This is a genomic window from Pseudonocardia sp. TRM90224, assembly GCF_021245725.1.
GTDB lineage: Bacteria > Actinomycetota > Actinomycetes > Mycobacteriales > Pseudonocardiaceae > Pseudonocardia.
Genome location: NZ_JAJGSX010000011.1, coordinates 97,391 through 122,141, shown reverse-complemented (window position 1 = coordinate 122,141; position 24,751 = coordinate 97,391). Strand labels below are relative to the sequence as shown.

Here is a 24,751-nt window from a genome sequence, read left to right as displayed (position 1 = left end):
AGCGCTCACGCGCCCGCATTGGCGTCGACAACGACGTTTTGGCTGTTGTTAGCGCTCACAAACAGCCAGAACGTCGTTGTCGACGGTTTACCTCAGGAACGTCTCCAGGGTGTCGTCCGGCTCGTCCCACCACGGCGTGTGGTGCAGCGGACCGACCGAGCCGGTGCACGGCGAGGCGAACGACCGGTCGCGGTAGCCGGTGATGCTCTCCTCCTTGTGGTGCTCCCACGTGTTGAAGTGGTCGCGCACCATGTCGAGGTCGAACGCCGGGTAGTCGATCACCTTGAGCAGGTCGCGCACGTAGTCGGTCTGGAAGTCGATGTCCTCGGCCGGGTTGCTCAGCGTGTCCTGCCGCGCGCGCCACGACGCGATGTCGGCGTCCATCTCCGCCCTCGACGGCAGCGTGGCCCGCCCGAGCACGACGTCACGCGCGTACCAGGCCTGCGCGTCGAACATCGTGAACGTGTAGTACTGGTCTTGCATGCCCAAGTACATGAGCTTCGGGTTGGCCGTCCAGACCACACCCTTGTACAGGTTGTCCGGGTAGAGGACGTTCGTCGTCTGCAGGCGCAGCTCGTCCTCCATGAACGGGAACCAGTGCCGGTAGCCCGTGCAGAGCACGATCGCGTCGACGTCGCGCGAGGTCCCGTCGACGAAGTGCGCCGTGCGCCCCTCCACCCGCTCGAGCTTGGGCACCTCGACGATCCCGTCGGGCCAGCCGAAGCCCATCGGCGCGTTGCGGTAGGCGACGGTGACCGAGCGGGCGCCGTACTTCTTCGACTGCAGCGCGATGTCCTCGGCGGAGTAGCTGGACCCGAGGATCAGCAGATCCTTGCCGGTGAACTCCTGCGCGTCGCGGACGTCGTGCGAGTGCATGATCCGGCCGGGGAACGTGGCGAACCCCGGGTACTCCGGCGCGTTCGGCGTCGAGAAGTGCCCGGTCGCGACGATGACGTGGTCGAACTCCTCGGTGCTGGTCCGCCCGTCGGCGCGGCTCTCGACGGTCAGCTGGAAGCGGTCGTCGGAGAAGCCGACCCAGCGCACGGCGGAGTCGAACCGGATCTGGTCGCGGACGCCGCTCTGCATCGCGCGCCCGGTGATGTAGTCGTACAACGCGGCCCGCGGCGGGAACGACGGGATCGGCTTCCCGAAATGCGTGTCGAACGGGTAGTCGGCGAACTCGAGGCATTCCTTCGGCCCGTTGGACCACAGGTACCGGTACATGCTGCCGTGGACGGGGTCGCCGTACTGGTCGAGCCCGGTGCGCCAGGTGTAGTTCCACAACCCACCCCAGTCGCTCTGCTTCTCGAAGCAGACGACCTCGGGTACCTCCACCCCGCTGCTGCGAGCCGCAGCGAACGCCTGCAGCTGGGCAAGGCCGCTCGGGCCGGCGCCGATGACGGCGACGCGTGCCATGGTTCCTCCACTCGTGATCAGCCCGCTCAGGATCGGGGCCGGGTCTTGTCGGGGTCGTAGAACGGGAAGCGGACGACCCTCGCGGGAATGCGTTTCTGGTGACCGTCGAGCTTCCCGACCTCGACGGCCGTGCCGATCTCGCTGTGCTGCACGGCGATCCGGCAGAGCGCGATGTTCTTGCGCAGGATGGGCGAGCGGGTGGCGCTGGTGACCACCCCGACCTGGGAACGGCCCACGTGCACGCAGTCGCCGTGCGCCGCGGGCTCGTTCCCGGCCAGCTCCAGCCCGACGAGCGTGCGCTGCGGCGAGGCCTTGCGGCCCAGCAGCGCGTCGCGCCCGACGAAGTCGTCCTCCTTGGTCTTCAACGGCACGGTGAAGCCGATGCCGGCCTCGTACGGGTCGGTCTGGTCGGAGAAGTCGTAGCCGGCGAACACCAGCCCCGCCTCGATGCGCAGGATGTCGAGCGCCTCCAGCCCGAGCGGCGTGAGCCCGTGCGGCTGCCCCGCCGCCCACACGGCGTCCCACAGCGCCACGCCGTCGTCCGGGTGCACCCACAGCTCGTAGCCGAGCTCACCCGAGTAGCCGGTGCGCGAGATGAGCAGCGGGATGCCGTTGTGGTCGCCGATGCGTCCGATCGCGAACCGGAACCACGTCAGGTCGGTGAACGCGGCCTGCGTCGGCGGCGTCCAGATGATCTCCTTGAGCAGGTCGCGGCTGGCCGGGCCCTGCACGGCGATGTTGTGCAGCTGGTCGGTGGAGTGCTTCACCCACACCCGGTCGAGCCCGAGCCGCTGGGCCTGCTCGCGCAGCCACACGCCGCTGTACTCGTCGCCGCCGACGAACCGGAAGTTGGTGTCGCCGAGCCGGAACACGGTGCAGTCGTCGATCATGCCGCCGGTCTCGTTGCAGACCGCCGAGTAGACGACCTGCCCGTGTGAGAGCTTCCGGATGTTGCGCGTGACCGTGGCCTGCAGCAACGCCTCCGCGTCGGGCCCGAGCACCTCGAACTTGCGCAGCGGCGAGAGGTCCATGACGGCCGCGCGCTCGCGGCAGGCCCAGTACTCGGCCTGCGGCCCGTGCTGATCGAAGCTCGACGGCAGCCAGTATCCGCGGTACTCGACGAACTGCCTGGTCAGGGCGGATGTCCTGGCGTGGAAAGCGGTCTGCTTGGTCAGCGTCGCCGCCGATTCGGGGGTCACCCGGTGCGCGATGGCCATGGAGAACGTCCTCGTGGGGTTCGTCGGGGCGTCGTACACGCGCACGTGGACGTCGGTGGGCACCCACGCGTTGGACGGGTCGATGTCGTCGGGGCACGCCGACGACGCGCAGACGAGGTCCTGGCTCGCGCGCAGCAGGACGTAGTCGCCCGGCCGGGACCACGGCTCGTCGAAGACCAGCAGGTTGTGGTCGTCGAACGCGGTGTTGTAGAAGAGGTTGAGCGCCGGCCAGCCGGCCCGTGGGGCGATGCCGTAGCCGGAGAGCTCGCGGTTGAAGTTGTCGGTGCAGTTGACGTGGCCCGGGTAGCCCATGTCGGCGTAGTACTTCGCGTTGCAGGCCAGCCCGAACGTGTCGTGGCGCCCGACGGTGTCGCGCACGATCTCGACGAGCGGCTGCGCGTCCTGGTCGTAGAACTTCCCGAACAGGCCGGGCTGCGGGTACGCGTTGCCCATCAGGTAGCGGGTGGTGGTGGAGTCGAGGCCGCGCTCGTCGCCCTCCTGCAGCCGCCGCGCCCCGAACGCGAGGAAGTCGGAGCACTGCCGACCCTCGACGTCGATGACCTGGATGAACTGGCCTTCGCGCACCTCGTAGCTCGACGCCGTCGCGGCGTCGATGCGCATGTCGAGCACCGGTTCGGCGAGCGGCTCCGGCAACGGCCGGTCGGGCACGGGTCGCAGCACCGCGCGGCGGACCTCCAGCACGAGGTCGGACGGCGGGTTCTGCTCGTCGACCGCCATGGCCGGCGCGGGTGCCGCAACGACCACCACCGTGTCGCCGGCGTCGTCCTCGACGGTGAACGACTCGCGCGCTCCCGCCGGCGACCACTCCCCGAACAGCACCGCGGCCCGCGCCTGCGCGGGGTCGACGCCGTGCTCGGCCAGCACGCCGTGCACGCTCTCGGCGCGGCGCACCACCGTGGCCGGTGCGTCGGCCTGCAGACCACCCGAGCGATCACCCAAGCGACCGGCCAGCACGGTCACCTCGGCGCGCTGGCGCCCATCGCGGTCGACGACGTCGAGCCGGTCGCCACCGGCCAGCCGCAACGCCGTCACCCCGCCGGGGCGCACCCAGTACGTCTCGAGGCCCGGCTCGCGAGAGAGCAAGCCGGGCACCAGCAGGCGAGCGGACGTCACAGCTTCTTGACGAAGGTGCGGGCCTGGTAGAGCGCGAGCAGGGGCAGCCCGATGAACAGGATCGTCATCAAAACCGGGCCTGCCGCATAACCGAACCAGCTCACGTCGCCACCGCCAATCCGGATTGCCGCATGCGGTCGCGGCCGAAGTCGTTGAGCGCGAACTTGAACAACAGCCTCTCCTCCCCGTCGTCGGTGGCCGTCACGGTCGTCTCGACCTCGTCGAGCAGGCCGCCGGAGTACAGGTCGGTGAGCGTCAGCCGAACGGTGCCGTACCAGTACTCGCCCGACAGGCCGTACTCCTGCATGACGGCGGCGGCCAGCTCGTTGTCCCACATCGGGGCGGCCGAGAGCAGCTCCAGCATGAATCCCTTGATGTGCAGCTCGGACACGGTCAGCCGCCCTTCGCGCCGGTGTGGATGCCCGGTACGGCCCGGATGACCTCCAGGACGTCGCGGCGCTCGGTGAACAGCACGAAGCTGCCGATCACGGCGACGATCGCGCCGATGACGAACTGGATCGCGGGTGGCGATTCGGGCTTGAAGAGGAAGAGCCAGACGATCGCGAGCGGGCCGTACAGCGACGCGATGGCCTGCCCACGCCCGACCCCGATCAGCGGGAACGACTTGTACCAGGCGACGTAGCAGAACCCGAAGGTCAACCCGAGCAGCACCAGCAGCAGCAGGTTGTTCGGGTTGGCCAGCGTGAGCCCGACGACCTCCCAGAACCGGCCGCCGGCCAGCGCCGACGCGACGGGCACGCCGACGATGATCCAGAGCGCCACCTCGGCGGTGAACCGGATGGTCAGCCCGACGTCGGGGTCGCTGACGTCCAGCGCGCGGCCGGCGATGGCGCCTTCGACGCCCCACCCGATGAACGCCAGTGCGCCTCCGACGTAACCGAGCAGCCCGCCGGTGCCGGCGCCGGTGAGCTCGCCGATGATGCCCGGCGCGAAGACGATCACACCGCCCGCGACCACGACGATGATCCCGACCGCGGCCTGCGGCGTGATCCGCTCGTTGTACCAAACGCGCGCGAGCAGCGCGCCGATGATCGGGTAGAGCAGCGCGGCGACGGCCGCGAACGCGGCGCCGACGTAGGCGATGGCCAGCACCGAGCCGAAGATCGCGAGCATGCCCGCGAGGCCGGCCGGGAGGTACCAGCGAGAGATCCGGACCTGCTTCACGGTGCGCACGTAATCGCCGAACTTGCCCAGCACACCGACCCAGAGAAACATCGCGAGCAACACGGCGATCGCGTTCAAGAGTGTGATCACCATGGCCGCGAGCAGGTATTCCTTGGTCATGTCCGCAAACGGCGCCTCGGAATAGATCGCAGTGCCGGGCACGTACCACGCAGCCCACAGCACAGCGCACCAGAGCGCCCAGATGAATCCCCATCGAACCTGTCGGTTGCGGTGTTCGACGCGCAACCGCTGAACTTTCTCCGAGTCGAGCATCCTTACCCCTCACAGGAGCTGCTGCGCTGGATGTGACCCAGATCATCCCTCTTCGGCGCGCGCCTGTACACCCTCCGTGAGCAGGGAATTTGATCGATTATGGAGCAATCTCCACTAGGGCGACAAAGAGCGCCGCCGAACGGGCCAGCGGCCCGTCCGGCGGCATTCGGACAGCTCTCAGCACGGTCCTCGCTGCACACACGGCCCGCACGAGACCTGACTCGCGCCGACGAGATAGCAGTGCCTTTCGAAGGCCTTCGAACCGGTGCAGTAACAGAACTCCCACCAGTCGACCGCCTCGGCCAGCATCCGCGGTGCGACCGCCCGCAGCAGCACGTCCGCGGCCCGCTCCAGAACCCTCATCATGATTCCTCCCTGTGCCCGTTCATCTGACACAAGGGTCTTACCACATTTCCGTCGGTGCGACAGCCCTGTCCTTCAGGACAGGCCCACGATCTGTCCCTCCTCGTCGATGTCGATGGTGTGCGCGGCGGGGTGCGCGCCGAGGCCGGGCATCGTGCGCATGTCGCCGCAGATCGGGTAGATGAACCCCGCGCCGACCGAGGCCCGCACCTCCCGGACGGGCAGCCGCCAGCCCGTCGGGGCGCCCTTCAGCGAGGCGTCCGACGAGATCGAGAGGTGCGTCTTGGCGATGCAGACGGGCAGGTCGCCGAAGCCGTTGCGCTCGTAGGCGTCGATCTGGCGCGACGCCGACATGTCGTAGTCGACGCCGTCGGCGCCGTACACCTTGCGCGCGACCGTCTCGATCTTCTCCCGCAGCGATGCCGAGTCGGGGTAGAGGAACTGGAAGTCCGACGGCTCGTTCGCGGCCTCCGCGACCGCCTCGGCCAGCTCGGTGGCGCCCTTGCCGCCCTCCGCGAAGTGCGTGCAGACGGCCGAGCGGGCACCCATCTCCTCGGCGATCTGCCGGATCGCCTCGTGCTCCGACGGGTGGTCGCCGGGGAAGGCGTTGATCGCCACCACCGGTGAGACGCCGTGCAGCCGGATGTTCTCGATCTGCTTGCGCAGGTTGGCGCCGCCGATGTGCACCTCGTCGGGGTTCTCCGCGAACAGCGCCTCCGGGAGCGGCTTGCCGGCCACGATCTTGTGCTTGCCGGAGTGCGCCTTGAGCGCCCGCACGGTCGCGACGACCACGGCGGCGTCCGGGGTGAGCCCCGACGCCCGGCACTTGATGTTGAAGAAGCGCTCGGCGCCCATGTCGGCGCCGAAACCGGCCTCGGTGACCAGGAAGTCGCCCGCGTGGATGCCGATCAGGTCGGCCACGACCGACGAGTTGCCGTGGGCGATGTTGCCGAAGGGGCCGGCGTGCACGAGCACCGGCGTGTTCTCCAGCGTCTGCAGCAGGTTCGGCTTCAGCGCCTCGCGCATGATCACGGCCATCGCCCCGGCACCGCCGATGTCCTCCGCGGTGACGGGAGTGCCGGAGTTGGTGTAGCCGACGACGATCCGGCCGAACCGCTTGCGCATCTCCGGCACCGAGCGGGCCAGCGCGAAGATCGCCATGACCTCCGAGGCCGCGGTGATGTCGAAACCGGTCTGGCGCGGGATCCCGTCCATCTTCGAGCCGAGCCCGACGATCACGTTGCGCAGCACCCGATCGTTGACGTCCAGCACCCGCCGCCAGGTGATGTTGTGCGGGTCCAGCCCCGACTCGTTGCCCTGGAACAGGTGGTTGTCCAGCACGGCGGAGAGCATGTTGTGCGCCGAGGTGACGGCGTGGAAATCGCCGGTGAGGTGCAGGTTGAGCGTCTCCATCGGCACCACCTGCGAGTAACCACCGCCGGCCGCGCCGCCCTTGATCCCGAACGTCGGGCCCATCGACGGCTGCCGGATCGCGACGGTCGCCCGCTTGCCGATGTGCCGCATGGCCTGGCCGAGCCCGACCGTCGTCGTGGTCTTGCCCTCGCCGAGCGGGGTCGGCGTCACCGCCGATACCACCACGTACTTGGCGCGCGGCCGGTCGGCCAGCGCCTCGATCGCCTCCAGCCTGATCTTCAGCACGTCCCGGCCGTACGGCTCCAGCAGGTGGGCGTCGATGCCCATCTCCCCCGCGACGTCCTCGATCGGCTTCAAGGACGCCCCGCGGGCGATCTCCAGGTCACTCGGGAAGGGCACCGTCGTCGCTCCTACTGTCGAATTGGATGCCGAACTCCTCGCCGGCATCGAGCAGCGCGTCGAGCAGGTACTGGCCCGACGAGCGCTCGCAGTGCAGCACGAAGCCACGCTCGCCGGGAAGATCGGTGCGAGCAAGATCGGTGCGGACGAGGTCCGTGACGACTTTTGCGATGGACGTCCGCAGCGCGGCCCCGTCGGGGGTCACGTCGTCGGAGAGGTCGATCGCGCACACCTTCGCCAAGACGTCTGCCGCACGCGGGCCGGCGATCCGCAGCATCGCCCGGCCGTGGGTCAGGTCGACGACGGAGACGAACTCGTCCGGCACGTCCACCTTCGCAGCGACCCGCTCGGCTGCGCCGACGTCGGTGGGCTCGGCGAGCACCAGCCACTCCCCCGGCCCCGAACCGACGACGAGCGCACCGTGCTCATCGCGGACCGCGCGACCGAAGGCGATGCCGAGCGCCGCGCCGACCGCACCCCCGTGCGGGGCCCTGACGTGCACCTTCGTCAGGTGCGACAGGTCGGTGACGGTCGCTTCGCACGGCGCGGCCGAGCCGACCGCGCGGGTCGGCGCTTCGAGCGGGCTGCGCAGCGTCGCGGTCCCGGTCTCGCGGACCGGCCCGACCGGTTCGTCGGACGTGCCGCGCAGCCGGTTGCCCTCCGGGTCGACGTGCGCGTGGTGCTCGGTGACGCGCGCCGGCACCCGGCGCCCGTCCGGCAGCAGCACCGTCACCTCGGTGCCGGGCACGGCGAGCGGGGCGTCGAGCTGGGCGAGGCACACGGAGCGGCGCAGCGTCGGCGACATCCGGCTGGACGTGACCCGCCCGACGATCCGCTCGTCGATCACGATCTGGCTCGCCTCGGGCGGCACCACCGACCCGTCGACCGGCTGCAGCCCGACCAGCCGCGGTCCGCCGCCCGACTTCTCCTGCCACACGAGCTCGGGCCGGCCGGCGAAGTCGTCCTTGTCGAGCTTCACCGCCCAGTCGAGCCCAGCGCTGAACGCCCTGGTCAGGCCGTCGGTGTCCTGCCCGACGATGAAGTGGCCCTTCTCCAGCCGCAGGATGCGCTGCGCCTCCACACCGAACGGGCGGACGCCGAGGTCGGCGCCGTGCTCCAGCAGCGCCTCCCAGACGTGCAGCCCGTACCCGGCGGGCACGTGCAGCTCGTAGGAGAGCTCACCGGTGAAGCCGATCCGCCACAGCACGCAGCCGTCGACGCCGGCGAGGCGCCCGGTGCGCACGTTCATGTAGCCGAAGGCGTCCTCGGCCAGGTCGACGTCCTCGACGAGGCGGCCGACCAGCTCGCGCGAGCGCGGCCCGGCGACGTTGATGCTCGCGTACGCCGTGGTCAGCGGCGTGACGTGGACCTTCCACTGCGGGCGTTCGGTCTGCAGCCAGTTCTCGACCCACTCCCACACGGCCGCGGCGCCCGAGGACGTCGTGGACATCAGGTAGTGGTCCTCACCCAGCCGTCCGGTGACGCCGTCGTCGAAGACCACGCCGTCCTCGGCGCACATCACGCCGTAGCGGACGCGCCCGACTGCGAGCTTCGACCACTTGTTGACGTAGAGCAGGTTGAGCAGCTGTGCGACGTCGGGGCCGCGCAGGTCGAGCTTGCCGATCGGGGTCACGTCGATGATCCCGACCGACTCGCGCACCGCGCGCGCCTCGGCGACCGGGTCGCCGTAGTGGTCGGGCCGGATCCACTGGCCGGCGACGAGCGGCCGCGCGCCCAGTCGCTCGTGCGCGGCCTGCATCGGGGAGCGCCGCACCGGCTCGCTGATCCGCCCGGCGAGCGCGCCCAAGGTCACCGGCACGTGCACCGGCCGCCAGGTCGTGGTGCCGGTCTCGGCGATGGTGGAGCCGGTGGCCTCGGCGAGCACCTCGACGGTGTTGACCGTCTCCAGCTTGCCCTGGGCGGGGCCCATCGTCGCGGTCGTGTAGCGCTTGAGCAGCTCGACCGAGTCGTAGCCCTCCTTCGCCGCGGTGAAGATGTCGGCGGAGGAGACGTCCTCGGAGAAGTCGACGATCCCGTGGGTCCGGCCGCGGAAGAGCTCGGGGTGCTCGTCGAGCGGCAGCGCCGCGATCGGCGACGCGTCCCGCTGGGCCGGTTCCGGCGCGGGCCCCGTGCGGGTCGGCAGCACCGAGAGCTTGCGCGCGCGGTGGGCCAGCGCGCGGCGGGCGGCCTCGCCGCCGACGGCGTCGGCGTGCCCGCACAGCTCGTCGAGGCTGCCGTCGCCGGCCAGCCCGCCCGCGACCAGCACTGATTCGGGCAGGTCGCGGCCGGGGACGAACCGGGCGGCGCGCGGGACGTACACCGGGCGGTCGCCGGCCTGGTTGACCAGCGCGGTCGGGGCGGTCCACCCGGTGGCGGTGACCAGCAGGTCTGCCTCGATCCTGCGGCCGTCGGCCAGCTCGACCGCACGCAGGCGGCCGCGGCCGTGCGCGCGCACGACGTCCTCGCCGCGGCGGGCGTCCACGATCCGGGCGACGTCGACACCGGCTCGGCGCAGGTCGGCGACGACGGCGTCGCCGTCGGCGTTGGCGGTGAGCACAACCGCGCGGTCGCCGGGCCGCACGGCGTACAAGTTGATCAGCCGCCGGGCGGCGGTCGAGAGCATCACGCCAGGCAGGTCGTTACCGGCGAACACGTACGGCCGCTCGATCAGCCCCGGCGCCACGACGAGCGTGCCCGCGCGGGCCTTGACCAGGCGTTCGTGGCCGTGTTCGCGCTCGACGACGGCGATCCAGTTGCCGTCGTAGCGCCCGAGCACGGCGGAGTCGAAGAGCACCTCGATGCCCGGCTCGGCAGCGACGGCGGCCCGCAGCTCGGCGAGGCGCGCGAGCTCGGCGGAGCCGCCCCAGCGCAGGTGCCCGCCCAGCTGGTGCTCCTCCTCGACGAGCATGACGCGCGCGCCGGCCCGGGCGGCTGCGAGCGCGGCCGTGATGCCCGCGGGGCCGCCGCCGGCGACGAGCACGTCGGGGTGGGCGAACCGCTTGTGCGACTGCAGGTGCGGGGCGTTGCCGGAGATGCGGCCGGCGTGGGCGAACCGGGCGAGCACCTTCTCGTAGACCGGCCAGAGCCGCTCGGGCTGGATGAAGGTCTTGTAGTAGAAGCCCGGCGCGAGGAACCGGCCGACGACCTGGTTGACGGCCTTGACGTCGAGCTTCAGCGACGGCCAGGTGTTCTGCGACGACACCGCGATGCCGGGGGTGGCGAGCCGGTGCGCGGCGCGGACGTTGGGCTCGTCGTCGACCTGCAGGATCGTGCCGGGGTCGTGGTAGCTGGCGGTGAGCAGGCCGCGCGGGCGGTGGTACTTGAAGCTGCGGGAGAACACGCGTTCGCCGGCGGCCGCGAGCGCGGAGACGATCGTGTCGCCGGGGTGGGCGGTGACGTTGCGGCCGTTCCAGGTGAACGCGATGGTGCGGGCGCGGTCGATGACCTCACCCTGCTGGCGCGTGAGCCGGTGGGAGGTCATGTCGCCGCCCGGGTCTCGTTGGACTCCGTTTCGCGCTCGAGCTTGAAGAACCGGCGGCAGCCGGCGGTGTGGTACCAGTTCTCACGCACCCAGCCGCGGGCGTTCTCGTGCAGGTAGAGGTAGGCGCGCCACTCCTGCGGGGTGGCCGTGGCGGGGTCGGGGCGGGTGGCGCCCTCGCCCACGTAGCGGAACTCGCTCACACCACGCGGCCCGCACCACGGGCAGGGCAGCTCGATCATGATCCTCCAGACGCTCTAGTGCCCGACGGCTGCTGCGCCCTTCTCCCCCACCAGCTCGCCCTCGGCGAACCGGTCGAGTCCGAACGCCGAGATGATCTCCGGGGTCGAGCGGGTGGCGATCGCCTGCGCCATCGACTCGCCCGACACCGGGCCTGCCTTGAAGCCGTAGGTGCCCCACCCGACGTCCAGGTAGAAACCCTCGACGGGGGTCGTGCCCATGATCGGCGAGTAGTCGGGCGTCATGTCGCAGAGCCCGGCCCACTGCCGCAGCAGCCGCATCTGCGACAGGCCCGGCATGAGCTCCAGGACGTGCGCGGCGAGCCCCTCGACGAACTCGAGGGAGCCGCGCATCGAGTACGACTGGAACGGGTCGACGCTCGCGCCGAACACGAGCTCACCCCGGTCGGTCTGACTGACGTAGACGTGCAGGGTGCCGGAGACGACCACGGCGTGCAGGAACGGGCGCACCGGCTCGGTGACCGCGGCCTGCAGCGGGAACGTCTGGACCGGGGTGCGCACGCCTGCCATGTCGGAGATGAGGGTCGACCAGCCGGCTGTGCAGTTCACGACGATCGGCGCGGAGATCGCGCCGCGGTTCGTCCGGACGCCGGTGACCCTCTCGTTCACCACGTCGATGCCGGTGACCTCGGTCTTCTGGTGCAGGTGCACCCCGAGCCGGTCGGCGGCGCGGGCATAGCCCCAGACCACGGCGTCGTGGCGGATGATGCCGCCCGGTGGGTGGTAGAGCGCGCCCAGGATCGGGTAGCGGGTCTCGTCGGACGTGTCCAGGTGCGGGACCAGTTCCTTGACCTGCGCCGGATCGATCACCTGCGAGTCGATGCCCTGCAGCTTGTTGACCTCGGCGCGCCAGCGCATGGTGCGCAGCGAGCCGTCGTTGTGGGCCAGGGTGAGGTGCCCGCGCCGGGAGAACATGACGTTGAAGTTCAGGTCGGCCGCGAGGTGGCGGTACAGCTCCAGCGAGCGGTCGTAGAACCGGACGCCCTCGGGTGTGAGGTAGTTGGAGCGCAGGATCGCGGTGTTGCGGCCCGAGCCGCCGCCGCCCAGATACCCCTTGTCGAGCACCGCGACATTCGTGATGCCGTGGTTCTTCGCGAGGTAATAGGCGGTGGCCAGACCGTGCACGCCGCCGCCGATGACGACGACGTCGTAGCTCTTGCGGAGATCGTGCGCGCGCCACGCGCGCGGCCATTCCGATTTGCGCAACCCATGGGTGATCAGGCTGATCGCGGAGTACTTGCCGTTGCGATCGATCACGCCACAAGCCTCTCGCTCGGCGGCCAGTGACGGGGACCATACTCAGCAACGGTGGACCTTGTCCACCCACAGTGCACAGGCTTCTGCGGCTCGCGGTGCGCGCAGCCGACGCACCCGCGAGGGCAGGAAAGCCACTTTCCGGCCCTGTGGGGGCAGGAAAGTGGCTTTCCTGCCCTCCCCTGGGCGGGCGCGCCGCGGGGCGGTGGGCCGGTGGGCTACGCGCGGGCCTTGACCGCGAGGAACTGGATGGGGAGCTGGATCAGCTCGCCGGGCCCGTGCGTCACCTCGCCGACGAACTGCAGGGTGTCGCCGGCCTCCAGCACGTAGCGGGTGTTGCCGTAGCAGTACTCCATCTTCCCGCTGATCATGAAGATGAGCTCGGTGCCGGCGTGCTGGTAGAGCGGGAAGGCGTCGGCCCGTTCGGTGAGCGTCACAAGCATCGACTCGAGGCTGTCGTGCGGCGCCCGCATCGTTCCGAGGGTCTGGTAGCGCTGGCCGCGCTCCGAGCCGCGGTGCTGGATGTCCAGCCCGCCGCCGGCCTTGACCAGGATGACGTCCTGCTCCTCCGACAGCCCCCGGAAGAACGCCGTGACCGGCACCGCGAGAGCCTCCGACAGCCGCGCGATCGTCGCGAGGCTCGGCGACGTCTGGGCGTTCTCGATCTTGGAGAGCATGCTCTTGGACAGCCCGCACTCGTCGGCGAGGCGCCCGACCGTCCACCCGTGCCGCAGCCGGAACTCGCGCACCCGCTCGGCGATGACGGTCGCCAGCGACTCCTCGAGCCCGCTACCGGGCCGGTCGTCGGCCCGGTGGTCGGCCCGGTCATCGGCCCTGTCATCGACCGGGTCGTCCCCCTCGGTTACCGCCTCGATGCTCACGGTGTCAACGGTAGCGCACAACTACTTCCCCGTTGTCTCGTCACACGAGACACGGTTTACTGTCCGTGGATCTCGAGGGGATCCCACACGGATCGCAGAACTCCCACGGCAGCACCGGCGCTCGATGTGGAGGGGTTTCATGGACACCGATCTCGATCAATTCCTGGCCACCGATGGTCGTTCCGAGGACATCGCCAGGGTGCGTCGCGAGATCGACAAGAGCGGCGTGCAGTACATCTACTACCAGTTCGTCTCCGTCACCGGACGGATCATGGGCAAGGGTGCTCCGGCCGCGCACTGGGAGCGATTCGCCGAGAAGGGCTTCCAGCTCGTCTACGGCTCAACGGCGAACCTGTTCATCGACCGCCACGGCGACTACATCGGGTACGGGCCGGAGGCGCGTGAGCTGGTCGGGCTCCCCGACACCGAGACGTTCTGCGTCCTGCCATGGGACCCGAAGACGGCACGGGTGTTCTGCACGCTGTTCCGCTGCAAGGAGGAGGAGGTCGACCCCGGCGCGTTCCTGAGCTCCGACTGCCGCGGCAACCTCAAGCGGATCCACAAGGAGTTCGAGCAGGAGACCGGCCTGCACCTGCGTGCCGGCACCGAGCCGGAGATGATGTGGCTCAAGCTCAACCCCGACGGCACCCCGTCCGTCGAGGGCATGACCAAGCCGTACTGCTACCACATCGACCAGTTCGCTGAGCTGCAGCCGCTGATCCACAAGGTGATCGAGTACTCGACGGCGATGGGCCTGGACATGATCCAGGGCGACCACGAGGACGCGCCCGGGCAGCTGGAGCTGAACTGGCAGTTCGACCGCGCCGAGCACACCGCCGACCGGCTCACCACCTACCGCCAGATCTGCCGGCAGGTCGGCAGGGAGCTGGGTGCGTTCCCCTGCTTCATGCCGAAACCGTTCACCGGCGTCTCCGCGAACGGGTGCCACCACAACATCTCGCTCTGGCAGGGCGACACCAACGCGTTCCTCCCCGAGGGCGACAACCCCCGCATGCCCAGCAAGCTCGGGCTCGCCGCGATCGGCGGTGTGCTGGAACACCTGAACGCGCTGACCTGCCTGACCTCCCCGACCGTCAACTCCTACCGTCGGCTCTGGGACACCGGGTTCTGGGCACCGCTCTACGCCGACTGGGGCTACCAGAACCGGACGACGGCGCTGCGAGTCAGCTCGCCCGACCGGTTCGAGTACCGCTCCGTCGACTCCGCGGTGAACCCGTACCTCTCGATGGCCGGGTTGATCAAGGCGATGGCCGACGGCATCAAGCGCAACCTCGACCCCGGCCCGCCGGAGGAGCGCAACATCTACGAGGCGCTCGCCGAGGGCAAGGAGGTCCGCAAGATCCCGATGACCCTCGGCGACGCGCTCGCCGCGCTGGAGGCCGACGAGGTCGTGCAGAGCGCGCTGCCCGGCGAGATGTACACGGTCTTCGAGCACTACAAGCGTGACGAGTGGGAGCGGTTCTGCGCCGCGGTGACCGACTGGGACGTCAAGGAGTACCTCGACATCCTGCCCTGAACTGCCTGAACTGCCCTGTTGTGAAGGGGAATGCCCATGTGCGGAATCGCAGGGATCATCTACCGGGGCCGGACGGGGGACGTCGGCCGCGACATGGCCAGGATGCTCCAGTCGATGCGCCACCGCGGCCCCGACTCGACGGGGTACGCGCTGTACGGCGAGCCGAACGAGCTCACCGTCATGCGCTTCACGCTGGCCGACCCCACGCAGCACCGCGACTTCGACTTCACCGAGCGACTCGAGCGCAACCGTCGTGAGGTCGAGGCGCGGCTGGCGAAGCTCGGCGCGAGCGTCGACCGCGTGCAGGGCGAGTCGGAGTACGCCTACCGGGCGACGTTCCGCTACGACGGCGAGCTGAAGCCGCTCGCCGACTTCGTCGAGGACGTGCCCGGCGCGGAGGTGCTCTCCCTCGGGCGCTCGCTGGAGATCGTCAAGGATCTCGGCGACGCGAGGAGCGTGGCCGAGCAGTACCGGCTCGACGGGTTCCGCGGCACCCACGCGATCGGGCACGTGCGGATGGCGACCGAGAGCGACGTCGACATCGCCGGCGCGCACCCGTACTGGGCCTACCCGTTCTCCGATGTCGCGGTGGTGCACAACGGCCAGCTCACCAACTACCACCAGTGGCGGCGGCGGCTGGAGCGGATGGGCCACCGGTTCCAGTCGGAGTGCGACTCGGAGATCATCGCCGTCTACATCGCGCAGCGGATGTCCGACGGGCTCTCGCTGGAGACGGCGATGAAGCAGAGCCTCGACGACCTCGACGGCGTCTTCACCTACCTCGTCGTCACGTCCGACCAGCTCGGGGTGGCCAAGGACGAGATGGCCGCGAAGCCGCTGGTGCTCTATGAAGCGGACGACCTGGTGGCGCTGGCGTCGGAGGAGGTCGCGATCAGGGCCGTGCTGAACCGGGAGATCGACACCTACGACCCCTACGAGCGGGAGGTGCTGGTGTGGAGCAGGTGACACCCAAGAGTTCCCACAGGGTCGACCACCGTGGCCTCGCCGAGCCCGACACCAAGGCTCCGATGATCGCGACGGTGGCCGGGGAGACGGCCGAGTTCGACGCGGCCGGGCTCACCCCGCGCCAGATCAACCTGGAGGCGCGGCGGCTGCTCTACACCGAGGGCGTCACCGAGCTGACCATCCACAACCCCGGGGCGCAGCACTCGATCGCGGTCGGGCTGCTCACCCGCTGCCGGATCACGATCAACGGCAGCCTCGGCTACTTCGGGTGCGGCCTCATCGACGGCCCCGAGATCCACATCACGGGGCGCGTCGGCTGGTCGGTCGCGGAGAACATGATGTCCGGCGTCGTCGTGATCGACAAGAACGCCGGCTCGCTCACCGGTGCGGCGCTGCGCGGCGGCGACCTCGTGGTGCGCGGCCACGCCGGCGCGCGGACCGGGATCGACCAGAAGGGCGGCACGATCATCGTCGGCGGCAACGTCGGCTCGATGACCGGCTTCATGATGCAGCGCGGCCGTCAGATCATCTGCGGCGACGCGGGCCAGGGCCTCGGCGACTCGATGTACGACGGGCAGCTCTACGTGGGCGGGAAGGTCGCCGCGCTGGGCGTCGACTGCGTCGAGGCCGAGATGACCGACGCCGACCACGAGCTGATCGACCGCAAGTTCCGCATCTACCGGATGGACCGGCCCGACACGTTCCGCAAGTTCGTGTGCGGCAAGAAGCTGTGGAACTACGACAACCTCGAGCCCACCGAGCGCAAGCTCGTTCTCTAGGAGCGCCGGATGGACGACAAGCAGGTTCTCGGGCACAGCCGGATCTTCACGCCCGAAGTGATCAACGACATCCACGTCAAGTCCGAGCTGGGCCGCTACCGCATGCGCGGCTTCTCGATGTTCAAGCCGATCCCGCACTGGGACGAGCTGATGTTCCTGCCGGGCACGCTGACCCGGTTCGTCATCGAGGGCTACCGCGAGAAGTGCGAGACGAAGACCGTGCTCGGTGCGCGGTTCGCGAAGAACCCGATCGAGCTCGACATCCCCGTCTACATCACCGGGATGAGCTTCGGCGCGCTGTCGCTGGAAGCGAAGATGGCGCTGGCCAAGGGCGCGTCGATGGCCGGCACGGCGACGTGCTCCGGCGAGGGCGGCATGATCCCGCCGGAACGCGACCTCTCGACCAAGTGGTACTACCAGGTGATCCAGAGCCGGTACGGGTTCAACCCGCACCACCTCATGCTCGCCGACGCCGTCGAGTTCTTCATCGGGCAGGGCTGCAAGGTCGGGCTCGGCGGGCACCTGATGGGCCAGAAGGTCACCGAGCAGGTCGCCGAGATGCGCTCGCTGCCGGCGGGGATCGACCAGCGCTCCCCCGCGCGGCACCCCGACTGGCTCGGGCCCGACGACCTGTCGCTGAAGATCCAGGAGATCCGCGAGGCCACCGACTACCAGGTGCCGATCCAGCTGAAGCTGGGCGCCGCGCGCGTCTACGACGACGTGCGGATGGCGGCGAAGTGCGGGCCGGACATCATCTACCTCGACGGCGCGGAGGGCGGCACCGGCGCGGGGCCGCACATCGCGGCGGAGGAGACCGGCATCCCGCTGATGGCGGCGATCCCAGAGGCGCGGCGCGCGCTGGAGGACGTCGGGCTGGCCGACGAGATCGACCTCGTCGTCGCCGGCGGCATCCGCAACGGCGGGGACATCGCCAAGTGCCTCGCGCTCGGCGCGACGGCCATCGCGATCGGCCACTCGTCGCTGATGGCGCTCAACTGCAACAAGGAGATCCCGGGCGTCACCGACTACGAGGGCACGGTCGGTGTCCCGGCCGGCAGCTGCTACCACTGCCACACCGGGCGCTGCCCCGTCGGCGTCGCGACGCAGGACCCGGAGCTGCGCAAACGCCTCGAGGTCGACGCCGCGGCCGAGCGGGTCTACAACTTCCTGCACACGCTCACGCTGGAGGTGCAGATGCTGGCCCGCGCATGCGGCAAGACCAGCGTGCACAGCCTCGAACCGGAGGACCTCTGCGCGCTCACCACCGAGGCGGCGGCGATGGCGAAGGTCCCGCTCGCGGGCACGACGTACATCCCGGGCGTCACGGAGGAACGCACGCTCTCGGAGATCAAGCACCTGCTGGAGAAGCACGTCGCCAACGACGGGATGCGCGATGTCTGAAGTGTCCGAGTCCTCCGGGACGAGCTCCGGCCCCGTCGACCTGCCCTTCGACCCGTCCGCCCGCCGGCTCACGACGCGGCAGGGCATCGACACCGAGGAGCTGACCGGGCGCACGTTCCCGTACCAGTTCGAGCGCTCGCTCGTCGACGACGTCGACCTCATGGCCGCGACCCCCGGCGAGGACCTCAACTGGCTGGAAGACATCCACATGATGAGCGAGGACGGCATGAACGCCGTCTTCGACCGGTACACCAACGCGTTCCTGAAGATCCATTTCGAGGTCCCGGAGGGGCGCGAGGACGAGTACGCCCGCAAGGTGCTGATCAAGCACCTGCAGGAGGGCAACTCGTACGGGATCTGGCTCAAGCACAAGCACGCGAAGTTCGCGCAGCCCGAACTGGGCTCGTGGCTCGCGGGATCGGCAACCGTCGGGGAGAACTACGTGGCTCCCACGCTGGACGGCTGGGAGAAGCCCATTCACTGACCGGAGGTCGGCCATGGCCGAGACGGCACGTCCAGCAGTGCAAGCAGACCCTGGCCTCCAGCGGACGATCAGCTGGACCGGGGCGTTCTGGATCGCGAGCGGCGTGCCTGCGCTCGTGCTGTTCTCCATCGGGTCGATCGCCGCGACCGTCGGCACGCCGTCGGTGGTGGTGTGGACGGTGTCGGTCGCGTTCGGGCTGATCCAGAGCTTCACCTACGCCGAGATCGCCGGGATGTACCCGCACAAGTCGGGTGGGGCGTCGGTGTACGGGGCGATGGCCTGGGCGCCGTACTCGAAGTACGTCGCGCCGATCTCGGTGTGGTGCAACTGGCTGGCGTGGTCGCCGGTGCTCGCCATCGGCGCAGGTCTGGGCGCCGGGTACCTGCTCACCGCGCTGTTCCCACCGGACGCCGCGATCAACACGTGGTCGGTGTCGCTGGTCGACCTCAGCGCGTTGAAGGAGGGCCTGGAGCTGCGGTTCAACGCCCAGTTCCTGATCGCCGTCGCGTTCCTGCTGCTGGTGTTCCTGCTGCAGCACCACGGCATCCTGCGGGCCGCGCGCGTGCAGACCGTCATCGGCATCGCGGTGCTCGTGCCGCTGCTGGTCGTCGGCATCGTGCCCTTGATCACCGGTGACGTGGCGAGCGCGAACTTCAGCCCGTTCGTCCCGCTCAGCGGTGCCTGGGACCTCGACGGCTGGACGCTGGTGGCCGGCGGGCTCTTCCTCGCCGCGTGGTCGGCGTACGCGTTCGAGACGTCGATCTGCTACACCCGCGAGTTCACCGACCCCGGGCGCGACACCCCGAAGGCGATCTTCGCGGCCGGCCTCGCGTGCCTCGCGATCTACACGCTCGTGCCGATCGCGTTCCAGGGCTCGCTCGGCGTCGACCGGCTCACGACCGACCCGATCGTCGACAACACCGGCGTCGCGGCGGCGATGGGCGACATGGTCGGCGGCGGCTCGTTCGTGGCGAGCCTGCTGGTCGTCATGCTGATCCTCGCGGTGCTGCTCTCGATCATGACGACGATGGCGGGCTCGTCGCGCACGCTGTACCAGGGCTCGGTCGACGGCTGGCTGCCGCGCTACCTCGGGCGCGCCAACCGGCACGGCGCCCCGGCGCGGGCGATGTGGACCGACCTCGCCTTCAACATCGTGCTGCTGCTGATGAGCGACTACGTGTTCGTGCTGGCCGCGTCGACGGTCTGCTACATGATCTTCAACTTCCTGAACCTGAACGCCGGCTGGCTGCACCGCGTCGACAACCCGCACGCCGCGCGGCCGTGGCGGGCACCGACCGTCCTGATCGGGGCCGGCGCGGTGCTGGCGTTCGTCAACGCGCTGCTGCTCGGGTGGGGCGCCAACGTCTGGGGGCAGGGCGCGCTGCTCACCGGCGTGATCTTCGCGGCGCTGATCGTGCCGATCTTCGCCTACCGGCACCACGTCGTGGACAAGGGGAAGTTCCCCGAGTCGATGTACGAGGTCGGCCCCGACGGCGTCGACCTCACCCCCACGAAACGGGCCGGCATGCTGCCGTACGCGGTGCTGGCCGGCGGCGTCGTGATGGTCGTGATCGGCCAGCTGCTAGCCGCCTGACGCCCAACATCCCAGACGCAGCGAACTTCCCCACCGTTTTGCCAACCTGCACACCCTCGAACCCGTGCAAGTTGGCAAAACGGTGGGGACGTTGTGGTCCCGCCACCGGATCTCCCCATCGTTTTGGGTGGATGCGCGCCGCCGGAGCGCGCAGGGGCCCAAAACGGTGGGGAAGTTCGGGCTAGAGGGTGCGGCCGTACTCCAGGTTGTGCTTGGCGAGGGTGGGTTCGGAGCCGAAGTAGACGTGGCGGGACATGTCCTCGGAGAAGCGGGCGGCCGGTGGGGTGCGGCCGAGCGTCTCGGCCATGCTGCGGACGTGGTGCGGTGCGGCGCCGCAGCACAGCCCGAAGTACCGCACCCCGGCGTCCTGCGCGGCACGGGTGAACTCGGCGATCTCGTAGCGGGTGCACGTCAGCGGGTCGAGGCCCGTCGGGAACGGCCGGCCGTCCGGCGGGCCCGCGTAGCCGGGGTCGGCGAGCGACTGGAAGTTCGGGTGCGCCGGGTCGGTCCGGTACGGGACCGGCAGCGCCGCGACGGGCACGTCGACGGCCTTCACCAGGTCGGCGAGCAGCGGAGCCATCGTCGCGGGACCCCACCCGCAGTTGAGCCCGACGACGTCGGCGCCGGAATCGGCGAGCCGGCGCATCGCCTCGGGCAGTGCAACACCCTCGCGGGTCTCGGCCGCGCCGTGCAGCGTCAACGTCATGACCGATGGCAGCCCGGCCGCGCGGATCACCTCCAGCGCGAGCAGTGCCTCGTCGAGGTACCGGAACGTCTCGCCGATGACCATGTCGACCTCGGCCTCGGCGGCCCACCCGACCTGCTCGGTGAACATCCCCCGGACGGAACGCACGCTCTCCGGATCGGCCGGGTCGTAGACGTTGGTGTTGCAGATGTTGCCCGCGAGCAGCGTCCCCGAGGCAGCAGCGACGCTCCCCGCCAGCGCGAGCGCCTGCCGGTTCATCGGCTCCAGCAGGTGGTCCTTGCCGATCACGCGCAGCTTCTCGCGGTGGGCGTAGTAGGTGAACGCCTCGACGACGTCGGTCCCGGCGTGCACGAACTCCTCGTGCAGCGCCGTCACCCGCTCCGGGTGCTCCAGCACCACCTCGGGCACGAACGCTCCGGCCTGCAGGTAGCCGCGCCGCTCCAGCTCGAAGAGGTACCCCTCCGCGCAGATCACCGGCCCGGCGGCAAGCCGCTCCCCCAGGCTCGCGCGCACTGCGGTCATGCCGGCTCCTTCCGTCCGGCATCTCGACGGACACCGGCACAGGCGGTACTGTTGCCGTCAGGGCAACGCTGTTTCCATTCTGAGGAACGGAACGGTACATGGCGGACGACAGCGCGACAACGGAACGGCTCATCGCGGGCGTCGAGCGGGCTGTCGCGGTCCTCGCGGCGCTCGCGGACGCCCCCGACGACCTGGGCACCAACGAGATCGCGCGCCGGACGGGCATCAACGCGAGCACCGTCTCGCGGCTGCTCGCCACGCTCGCGAAGGAGGAGATCGTCCGCAGGGTCCCGGCGACCGGGCGCTACCGGCTCGGCGTGCGGCTGGTGCAGCTGGGCAACGCCGCGCTCGCGCGGGTCGATCTGCGCGAGATCGTCCGGCCGCACCTGCTCGCGCTGATGGAGCGCACCGGCGAGACCGCGCACCTCTCGGTGCCCGGCGGCAGCACCGCCGTGACGATCGACTTCGTGCAAAGCCCGTCGACCGTGCGCAGCGTCGCGGAGATCGGCCGGCCGAGCGTCCCGCACGCCACCGCGAGCGGGAAGGTCTTCCTGGCCTGGACCGGCGCGGAGGTCACCGAGCCGCTGGAGCGGTTCACCCCGCGGACGATCACCGACGCCGACGAGCTGCGGCGCGAGGTCGCCGCCGTCCGGGAGCGGGGGTGGGCGCATGCCCGCGGCGAGCGCGAGGCGGAGCTGCACGCCATCGCCGTCCCGGTGCTCGACCGCGGCGGCCGGCTCGTCGCGATCTTGGGCGTGCAGGGCCCGGCCGGCCGATTCGACGACGACGCGATGCAGGCGGCGCTCGCGCCGCTCACCGAGCGCGCCACCGCCGTCTCCGGAATGCTGTAGATATCGACTTTGTTGCCGCTCCGGCACGTGCCTTGTGCCTGCGGCAACACCATGCCACTGTCCCCGCAGGTCGACGACGGCTGGGAGGCGCGCCAGCAGCGATGAACTTCTTCCGGTACCTGCAGTCGCGCTGGGACGACATCCTCGAGCTCGCGATAGCGCACGCACTGGTGACGATCACCGCGGTCCTGATCGCGACGGTGATCGGGGTCGGCCTGGGCATGGCCGTCTACCACCGGCCGCGCTCGCGACAGCTCACGATCGCGGTGACGTCGGTGTTCCTGACCATCCCGTCGCTGGCGCTGTTCGGCCTGTTCATCAACGTGCTGGGGATCGGGACGACGCCGGTGGTGGTGGCGCTGGTGCTCTACTCGCTGCTTCCGATCGTCGCCAACACGATCGTCGGGCTGCGCGAGGTCGACCCCGCCGTCGTCGAATCGGCGCAGGGCATGGGGATGGGCCGGATGCAGCGGCTGCTGCGGATCGAGCTGCCGCTGGCGTGGCCGGTGATCCTCACCGGCATGCGCGTCTCGACGCTGCTGACGCTCGGCATCGCCGCGATCGGCGCGTACATCCAGGGGCCGGGGCTCGGCAACGACATCTTCGAAGGGCTCTCCCGGATCAGCAGCCCGAACGCGCTGAACCTCGTGCTCGGCGGGACGCTCGGGGTGATCCTGCTGGCGGTTCTGTTCGACGTGGTCTACCTGCTTCTTTTCCGGCTGACGACGTCACGGGGGCTGAGATGACCGTCAAGATCCGCTTGGACAAGCTGACCAAGCGCTTCCCCGGGCAGAAGGAACCGGCCGTCGAGGAGCTCTCGCTGGAGATCCCCGAGGGCGAGATCGTGATCTTCGTGGGGCCGTCCGGCTGCGGCAAGACGACCACGATGAAGCTGATCAACCGCCTGATCGAGCCGACGTCCGGGCGGATCTTCCTCGACGACGAGGACGTCACCAAGGCCGACCCCGACCAGCTGCGCAGGCGCATCGGGTACGTGATCCAGCAGATCGGGCTGTTCCCGCACCAGACGATCGCGCAGAACATCGCGACCGTGCCGAAGCTGCTCAAGTGGGACCGCGACCGCATCGCGGAACGCGTCGACGAGCTGATTCGCACCGTCGGGATGGACCCGGACGTCTACCGCGACCGCTACCCCAAGCAGCTGTCCGGCGGCCAGCGCCAGCGCATCGGCGTCGCCCGTGCGATGAGCGCCGACCCCGACGTGATGCTGATGGACGAGCCGTTCGGTGCGATCGACCCGATCACGCGCGACCGGCTGCAGAACGAGTTCCTGCGGCTGCAGGCCGACATCAAGAAGACGATCGTGTTCGTCACGCACGACATCGACGAGGCGATCAAGATGGGCGATCGCATCGCGATCCTGCGCGACCACTCGCAGATCGCCCAGTTCGACACCCCGGAGCGGATCCTCGTCGATCCGGCCGACGAGTTCGTCGCCGACTTCATCGGCCGCGGCGCCTCGCTGAAGCGGCTGAGCCTCAGCCGCGTGCGCGACATCGCGCTCGGCGAGTGGACCACCGTCGACGAGGGGACGGACCCCGCCGACGCGCTGCGCCGGTTGGAGGTCTCGGACAAGGGCTGCCTGCTGGTGATCGACGAGGACGGCCGGCCGCGCAGCTGGGTCAGCGCCGACCACCTGCGCCAGCTCGGCGGCCGGAAGCTGTCCGAGGTCGGGCTGCCGCTCGCGGTCGTCGGCCCGATGGCGACGCTCTCGGACACGCTGAACGAGATGCTCACCGCCCGCTACTGCACAGCGGTCGTCGTCGGCGAGGGCGGCCGCTACACCGGTGTCGTCGACATGGACACGATCAACGAGGCGATCCGCGGCATGCGGACGGCGGAGCGGGAACGCTCGCGCAGCTCCTTCGAGCCCGTCGAGAAGGACCTGCTGTGACCGTCGTCGTCCCGGAGGAGCTGGTCAGCCACGAGCGGCGGGCGCTGGGCCGCTACCTTGTGACGCCGGCGATCCTGCTGGCGGTGCTGGTCGTGCTGGCGGTGTACGTCGGCACCCGCTCGCTCGACAGCATCGAGGAGCGCAGGGTCAACCTGGACTTCATCGGGCAGGCGACGCTGGAGCACGTCACGCTCACCGCCGTCTCGACCGCGCTCGTGCTGCTGCTGGCCGTCCCGCTCGGGGTGCTGCTCACGCGGCCCTTCGCGCGCCGGATCACGCCTGCCGCGGTCGGCGTGTTCAACATCGGGCAGTCGATCCCGTCGATCGGCCTGCTGGTGCTCTTCGCGATCGGTTGGGGCATCGGGTTCTGGCCGGCGGTGGTCGCGCTCGTGGCGTACTCGGCCCTGCCGGTGCTGCGCAACACCATGATCGGGCTCACGCAGGTCGACCCGGCCGTCGTCGAGTCGGGCCGCGGGATGGGCATGAGCCGCCTCGGCGTGCTGAGCCGGATCGAGCTGCCGCTCGCCGTCCCGGTGATCCTGACCGGCCTGCGCACCGCGCTGGTGATCAACGTCGGGACCGCGACGATCGCGGCGCTCACCAACGCCGGCGGGCTCGGCGGCATCATCATCGCCGGCCTGGTGCAGAACCGGCCGCTGGTCACGGTCGTCGGCAGCGTCCTCACGGCGGTGCTCGCCCTGCTCATCGACTACCTGGGACGCGTCGCCGAGGACGTCCTTCGCCCCAAAGGTCTCTAGGAGG

Annotated in this window: 21 protein-coding genes; 10 read left to right on the top strand and 11 right to left on the bottom strand. The window is 69.9% G+C overall.

Annotation, left to right across the window (positions count from 1 at the left end; genetic code table 11):
• Positions 1 to 87: 87 nt before the first annotated feature.
• The 10 genes from LL648_RS19690 to LL648_RS19645 all read right to left on the bottom strand — a co-directional run bounded on the left by LL648_RS19690 (position 88) and on the right by LL648_RS19645 (position 13,234).
• The gene (locus LL648_RS19690; protein ID WP_232664074.1) at positions 88 to 1,416 is read right to left on the bottom strand and encodes an NAD(P)-binding domain-containing protein; all 1,329 of its coding nucleotides are present in this window, start codon (positions 1,414 to 1,416) and stop codon (positions 88 to 90) included.
• Positions 1,417 to 1,442: 26 nt separating this feature from the next.
• Positions 1,443 to 3,767 carry a DUF1989 domain-containing protein gene (locus LL648_RS19685; RefSeq protein WP_232664073.1) on the bottom strand — a complete coding sequence of 775 codons (2,325 nt, stop codon included), beginning with the start codon at positions 3,765 to 3,767 and terminating at the stop codon, positions 1,443 to 1,445.
• Between the two features lie 100 nt (positions 3,768 to 3,867).
• Positions 3,868 to 4,158, bottom strand: coding sequence for a hypothetical protein (locus LL648_RS19680; protein WP_232664072.1), 291 nt, complete (start codon positions 4,156 to 4,158; stop codon positions 3,868 to 3,870).
• Positions 4,159 to 4,160: 2 nt separating this feature from the next.
• Positions 4,161 to 5,225, bottom strand: a complete 1,065-nt coding sequence (locus LL648_RS19675) for an EamA family transporter (RefSeq protein WP_232664071.1) — start codon at positions 5,223 to 5,225, stop codon at positions 4,161 to 4,163.
• Between the two features lie 177 nt (positions 5,226 to 5,402).
• Positions 5,403 to 5,591 (bottom strand): hypothetical protein, encoded by a 189-nt coding sequence (locus tag LL648_RS19670; protein ID WP_232664070.1) that lies wholly within the window; start codon positions 5,589 to 5,591, stop codon positions 5,403 to 5,405.
• A gap of 72 nt (positions 5,592 to 5,663) precedes the next feature.
• Positions 5,664 to 7,361 carry a formate--tetrahydrofolate ligase gene (locus tag LL648_RS19665; protein WP_232664069.1) on the bottom strand — a complete coding sequence of 566 codons (1,698 nt, stop codon included), beginning with the start codon at positions 7,359 to 7,361 and terminating at the stop codon, positions 5,664 to 5,666.
• Positions 7,345 to 10,842, bottom strand: a complete 3,498-nt coding sequence (locus LL648_RS19660) for an FAD-dependent oxidoreductase (protein WP_232664068.1) — start codon at positions 10,840 to 10,842, stop codon at positions 7,345 to 7,347. Before LL648_RS19660 ends, LL648_RS19665 begins: the two co-directional genes overlap by 17 nt.
• Entirely contained in the window at positions 10,839 to 11,081 is a 243-nt protein-coding gene (locus tag LL648_RS19655) for a sarcosine oxidase subunit delta (protein WP_232664067.1), read from the bottom strand. Before LL648_RS19655 ends, LL648_RS19660 begins: the two co-directional genes overlap by 4 nt.
• A 15-nt stretch (positions 11,082 to 11,096) precedes the next feature.
• Positions 11,097 to 12,356, bottom strand: a complete 1,260-nt coding sequence (locus tag LL648_RS19650; protein ID WP_232664066.1) for an FAD-dependent oxidoreductase — start codon at positions 12,354 to 12,356, stop codon at positions 11,097 to 11,099.
• A 215-nt stretch (positions 12,357 to 12,571) separates the two neighbouring features.
• The gene (locus LL648_RS19645; RefSeq protein WP_232664065.1) at positions 12,572 to 13,234 is read right to left on the bottom strand and encodes a helix-turn-helix domain-containing protein; all 663 of its coding nucleotides are present in this window, start codon (positions 13,232 to 13,234) and stop codon (positions 12,572 to 12,574) included.
• Positions 13,235 to 13,373: 139 nt separating this feature from the next.
• On the opposite strand from LL648_RS19645, the gene LL648_RS19640 reads away from it, so the two are divergent.
• From LL648_RS19640 to LL648_RS19615, 6 genes are all read left to right on the top strand, one after another.
• Positions 13,374 to 14,771 (top strand): glutamine synthetase family protein, encoded by a 1,398-nt coding sequence (locus LL648_RS19640; RefSeq protein ID WP_232664064.1) that lies wholly within the window; start codon positions 13,374 to 13,376, stop codon positions 14,769 to 14,771.
• Between the two features lie 36 nt (positions 14,772 to 14,807).
• A complete protein-coding gene (locus tag LL648_RS19635) occupies positions 14,808 to 15,737 on the top strand; it encodes a class II glutamine amidotransferase (protein WP_232664063.1) in 930 nt (309 codons plus the stop codon).
• Between the two features lie 62 nt (positions 15,738 to 15,799).
• Positions 15,800 to 16,516, top strand: coding sequence for a glutamate synthase (locus LL648_RS19630; protein WP_232664062.1), 717 nt, complete (start codon positions 15,800 to 15,802; stop codon positions 16,514 to 16,516).
• 9 nt (positions 16,517 to 16,525) lie between these two features.
• Entirely contained in the window at positions 16,526 to 17,917 is a 1,392-nt protein-coding gene (locus LL648_RS19625) for an FMN-binding glutamate synthase family protein (RefSeq protein ID WP_232664061.1), read from the top strand.
• The gene (locus LL648_RS19620) at positions 17,910 to 18,401 is read left to right on the top strand and encodes a hypothetical protein (protein ID WP_232664060.1); all 492 of its coding nucleotides are present in this window, start codon (positions 17,910 to 17,912) and stop codon (positions 18,399 to 18,401) included. Before LL648_RS19625 ends, LL648_RS19620 begins: the two co-directional genes overlap by 8 nt.
• Positions 18,402 to 18,438: 37 nt before the next feature.
• Positions 18,439 to 19,995, top strand: coding sequence for an APC family permease (locus LL648_RS19615; RefSeq protein WP_232664059.1), 1,557 nt, complete (start codon positions 18,439 to 18,441; stop codon positions 19,993 to 19,995).
• 181 nt (positions 19,996 to 20,176) lie between these two features.
• On the opposite strand, the gene LL648_RS19610 is transcribed toward LL648_RS19615, so the two are convergent.
• On the bottom strand, positions 20,177 to 21,223 hold the full coding sequence (locus LL648_RS19610) for a homocysteine S-methyltransferase family protein (RefSeq protein ID WP_232664058.1): 1,047 nt from the start codon (positions 21,221 to 21,223) through the stop codon (positions 20,177 to 20,179).
• A gap of 98 nt (positions 21,224 to 21,321) precedes the next feature.
• Between LL648_RS19610 and LL648_RS19605 the strand changes: the two genes are divergently transcribed.
• From LL648_RS19605 to LL648_RS19590, 4 genes are all read left to right on the top strand, one after another.
• Positions 21,322 to 22,074 (top strand): IclR family transcriptional regulator, encoded by a 753-nt coding sequence (locus tag LL648_RS19605; RefSeq protein WP_232664057.1) that lies wholly within the window; start codon positions 21,322 to 21,324, stop codon positions 22,072 to 22,074.
• A gap of 101 nt (positions 22,075 to 22,175) precedes the next feature.
• Positions 22,176 to 22,820 (top strand): ABC transporter permease, encoded by a 645-nt coding sequence (locus LL648_RS19600; protein WP_232664056.1) that lies wholly within the window; start codon positions 22,176 to 22,178, stop codon positions 22,818 to 22,820.
• Complete coding sequence (locus LL648_RS19595; protein ID WP_232664055.1) at positions 22,817 to 23,989, top strand: ABC transporter ATP-binding protein; 1,173 nt, start codon at positions 22,817 to 22,819, stop codon at positions 23,987 to 23,989. Before LL648_RS19600 ends, LL648_RS19595 begins: the two co-directional genes overlap by 4 nt.
• Positions 23,986 to 24,747: an ABC transporter permease gene (locus tag LL648_RS19590; protein ID WP_232664054.1), complete on the top strand. Its 762-nt coding sequence runs from the start codon at positions 23,986 to 23,988 to the stop codon at positions 24,745 to 24,747. The genes LL648_RS19595 and LL648_RS19590 overlap by 4 nt, the downstream gene beginning before the upstream one ends.
• Positions 24,748 to 24,751 lie beyond the last annotated feature (4 nt).

Bases quoted from the DNA above. Each gene is read 5' to 3' on its own strand.
- LL648_RS19690 (WP_232664074.1), bottom strand. From the start codon at position 1,416: ATGGCACGCGTCGCCGTCATCGGCGCCGGCCCGAGCGGCCTTGCCCAG.
- LL648_RS19675 (WP_232664071.1), bottom strand. From the start codon at position 5,225: ATGCTCGACTCGGAGAAAGTTCAGCGGTTGCGCGTCGAACACCGCAAC.
- LL648_RS19670 (WP_232664070.1), bottom strand. From the start codon at position 5,591: ATGATGAGGGTTCTGGAGCGGGCCGCGGACGTGCTGCTGCGGGCGGTC.
- LL648_RS19660 (WP_232664068.1), bottom strand. From the start codon at position 10,842: ATGACCTCCCACCGGCTCACGCGCCAGCAGGGTGAGGTCATCGACCGC.
- LL648_RS19655 (WP_232664067.1), bottom strand. From the start codon at position 11,081: ATGATCGAGCTGCCCTGCCCGTGGTGCGGGCCGCGTGGTGTGAGCGAG.
- LL648_RS19640 (WP_232664064.1), top strand. From the start codon at position 13,374: ATGGACACCGATCTCGATCAATTCCTGGCCACCGATGGTCGTTCCGAG.
- LL648_RS19635 (WP_232664063.1), top strand. From the start codon at position 14,808: ATGTGCGGAATCGCAGGGATCATCTACCGGGGCCGGACGGGGGACGTC.
- LL648_RS19630 (WP_232664062.1), top strand. From the start codon at position 15,800: ATGATCGCGACGGTGGCCGGGGAGACGGCCGAGTTCGACGCGGCCGGG.
- LL648_RS19625 (WP_232664061.1), top strand. From the start codon at position 16,526: ATGGACGACAAGCAGGTTCTCGGGCACAGCCGGATCTTCACGCCCGAA.
- LL648_RS19620 (WP_232664060.1), top strand. From the start codon at position 17,910: ATGTCTGAAGTGTCCGAGTCCTCCGGGACGAGCTCCGGCCCCGTCGAC.
- LL648_RS19610 (WP_232664058.1), bottom strand. From the start codon at position 21,223: ATGACCGCAGTGCGCGCGAGCCTGGGGGAGCGGCTTGCCGCCGGGCCG.
- LL648_RS19605 (WP_232664057.1), top strand. From the start codon at position 21,322: ATGGCGGACGACAGCGCGACAACGGAACGGCTCATCGCGGGCGTCGAG.
- LL648_RS19600 (WP_232664056.1), top strand. From the start codon at position 22,176: ATGAACTTCTTCCGGTACCTGCAGTCGCGCTGGGACGACATCCTCGAG.
- LL648_RS19595 (WP_232664055.1), top strand. From the start codon at position 22,817: ATGACCGTCAAGATCCGCTTGGACAAGCTGACCAAGCGCTTCCCCGGG.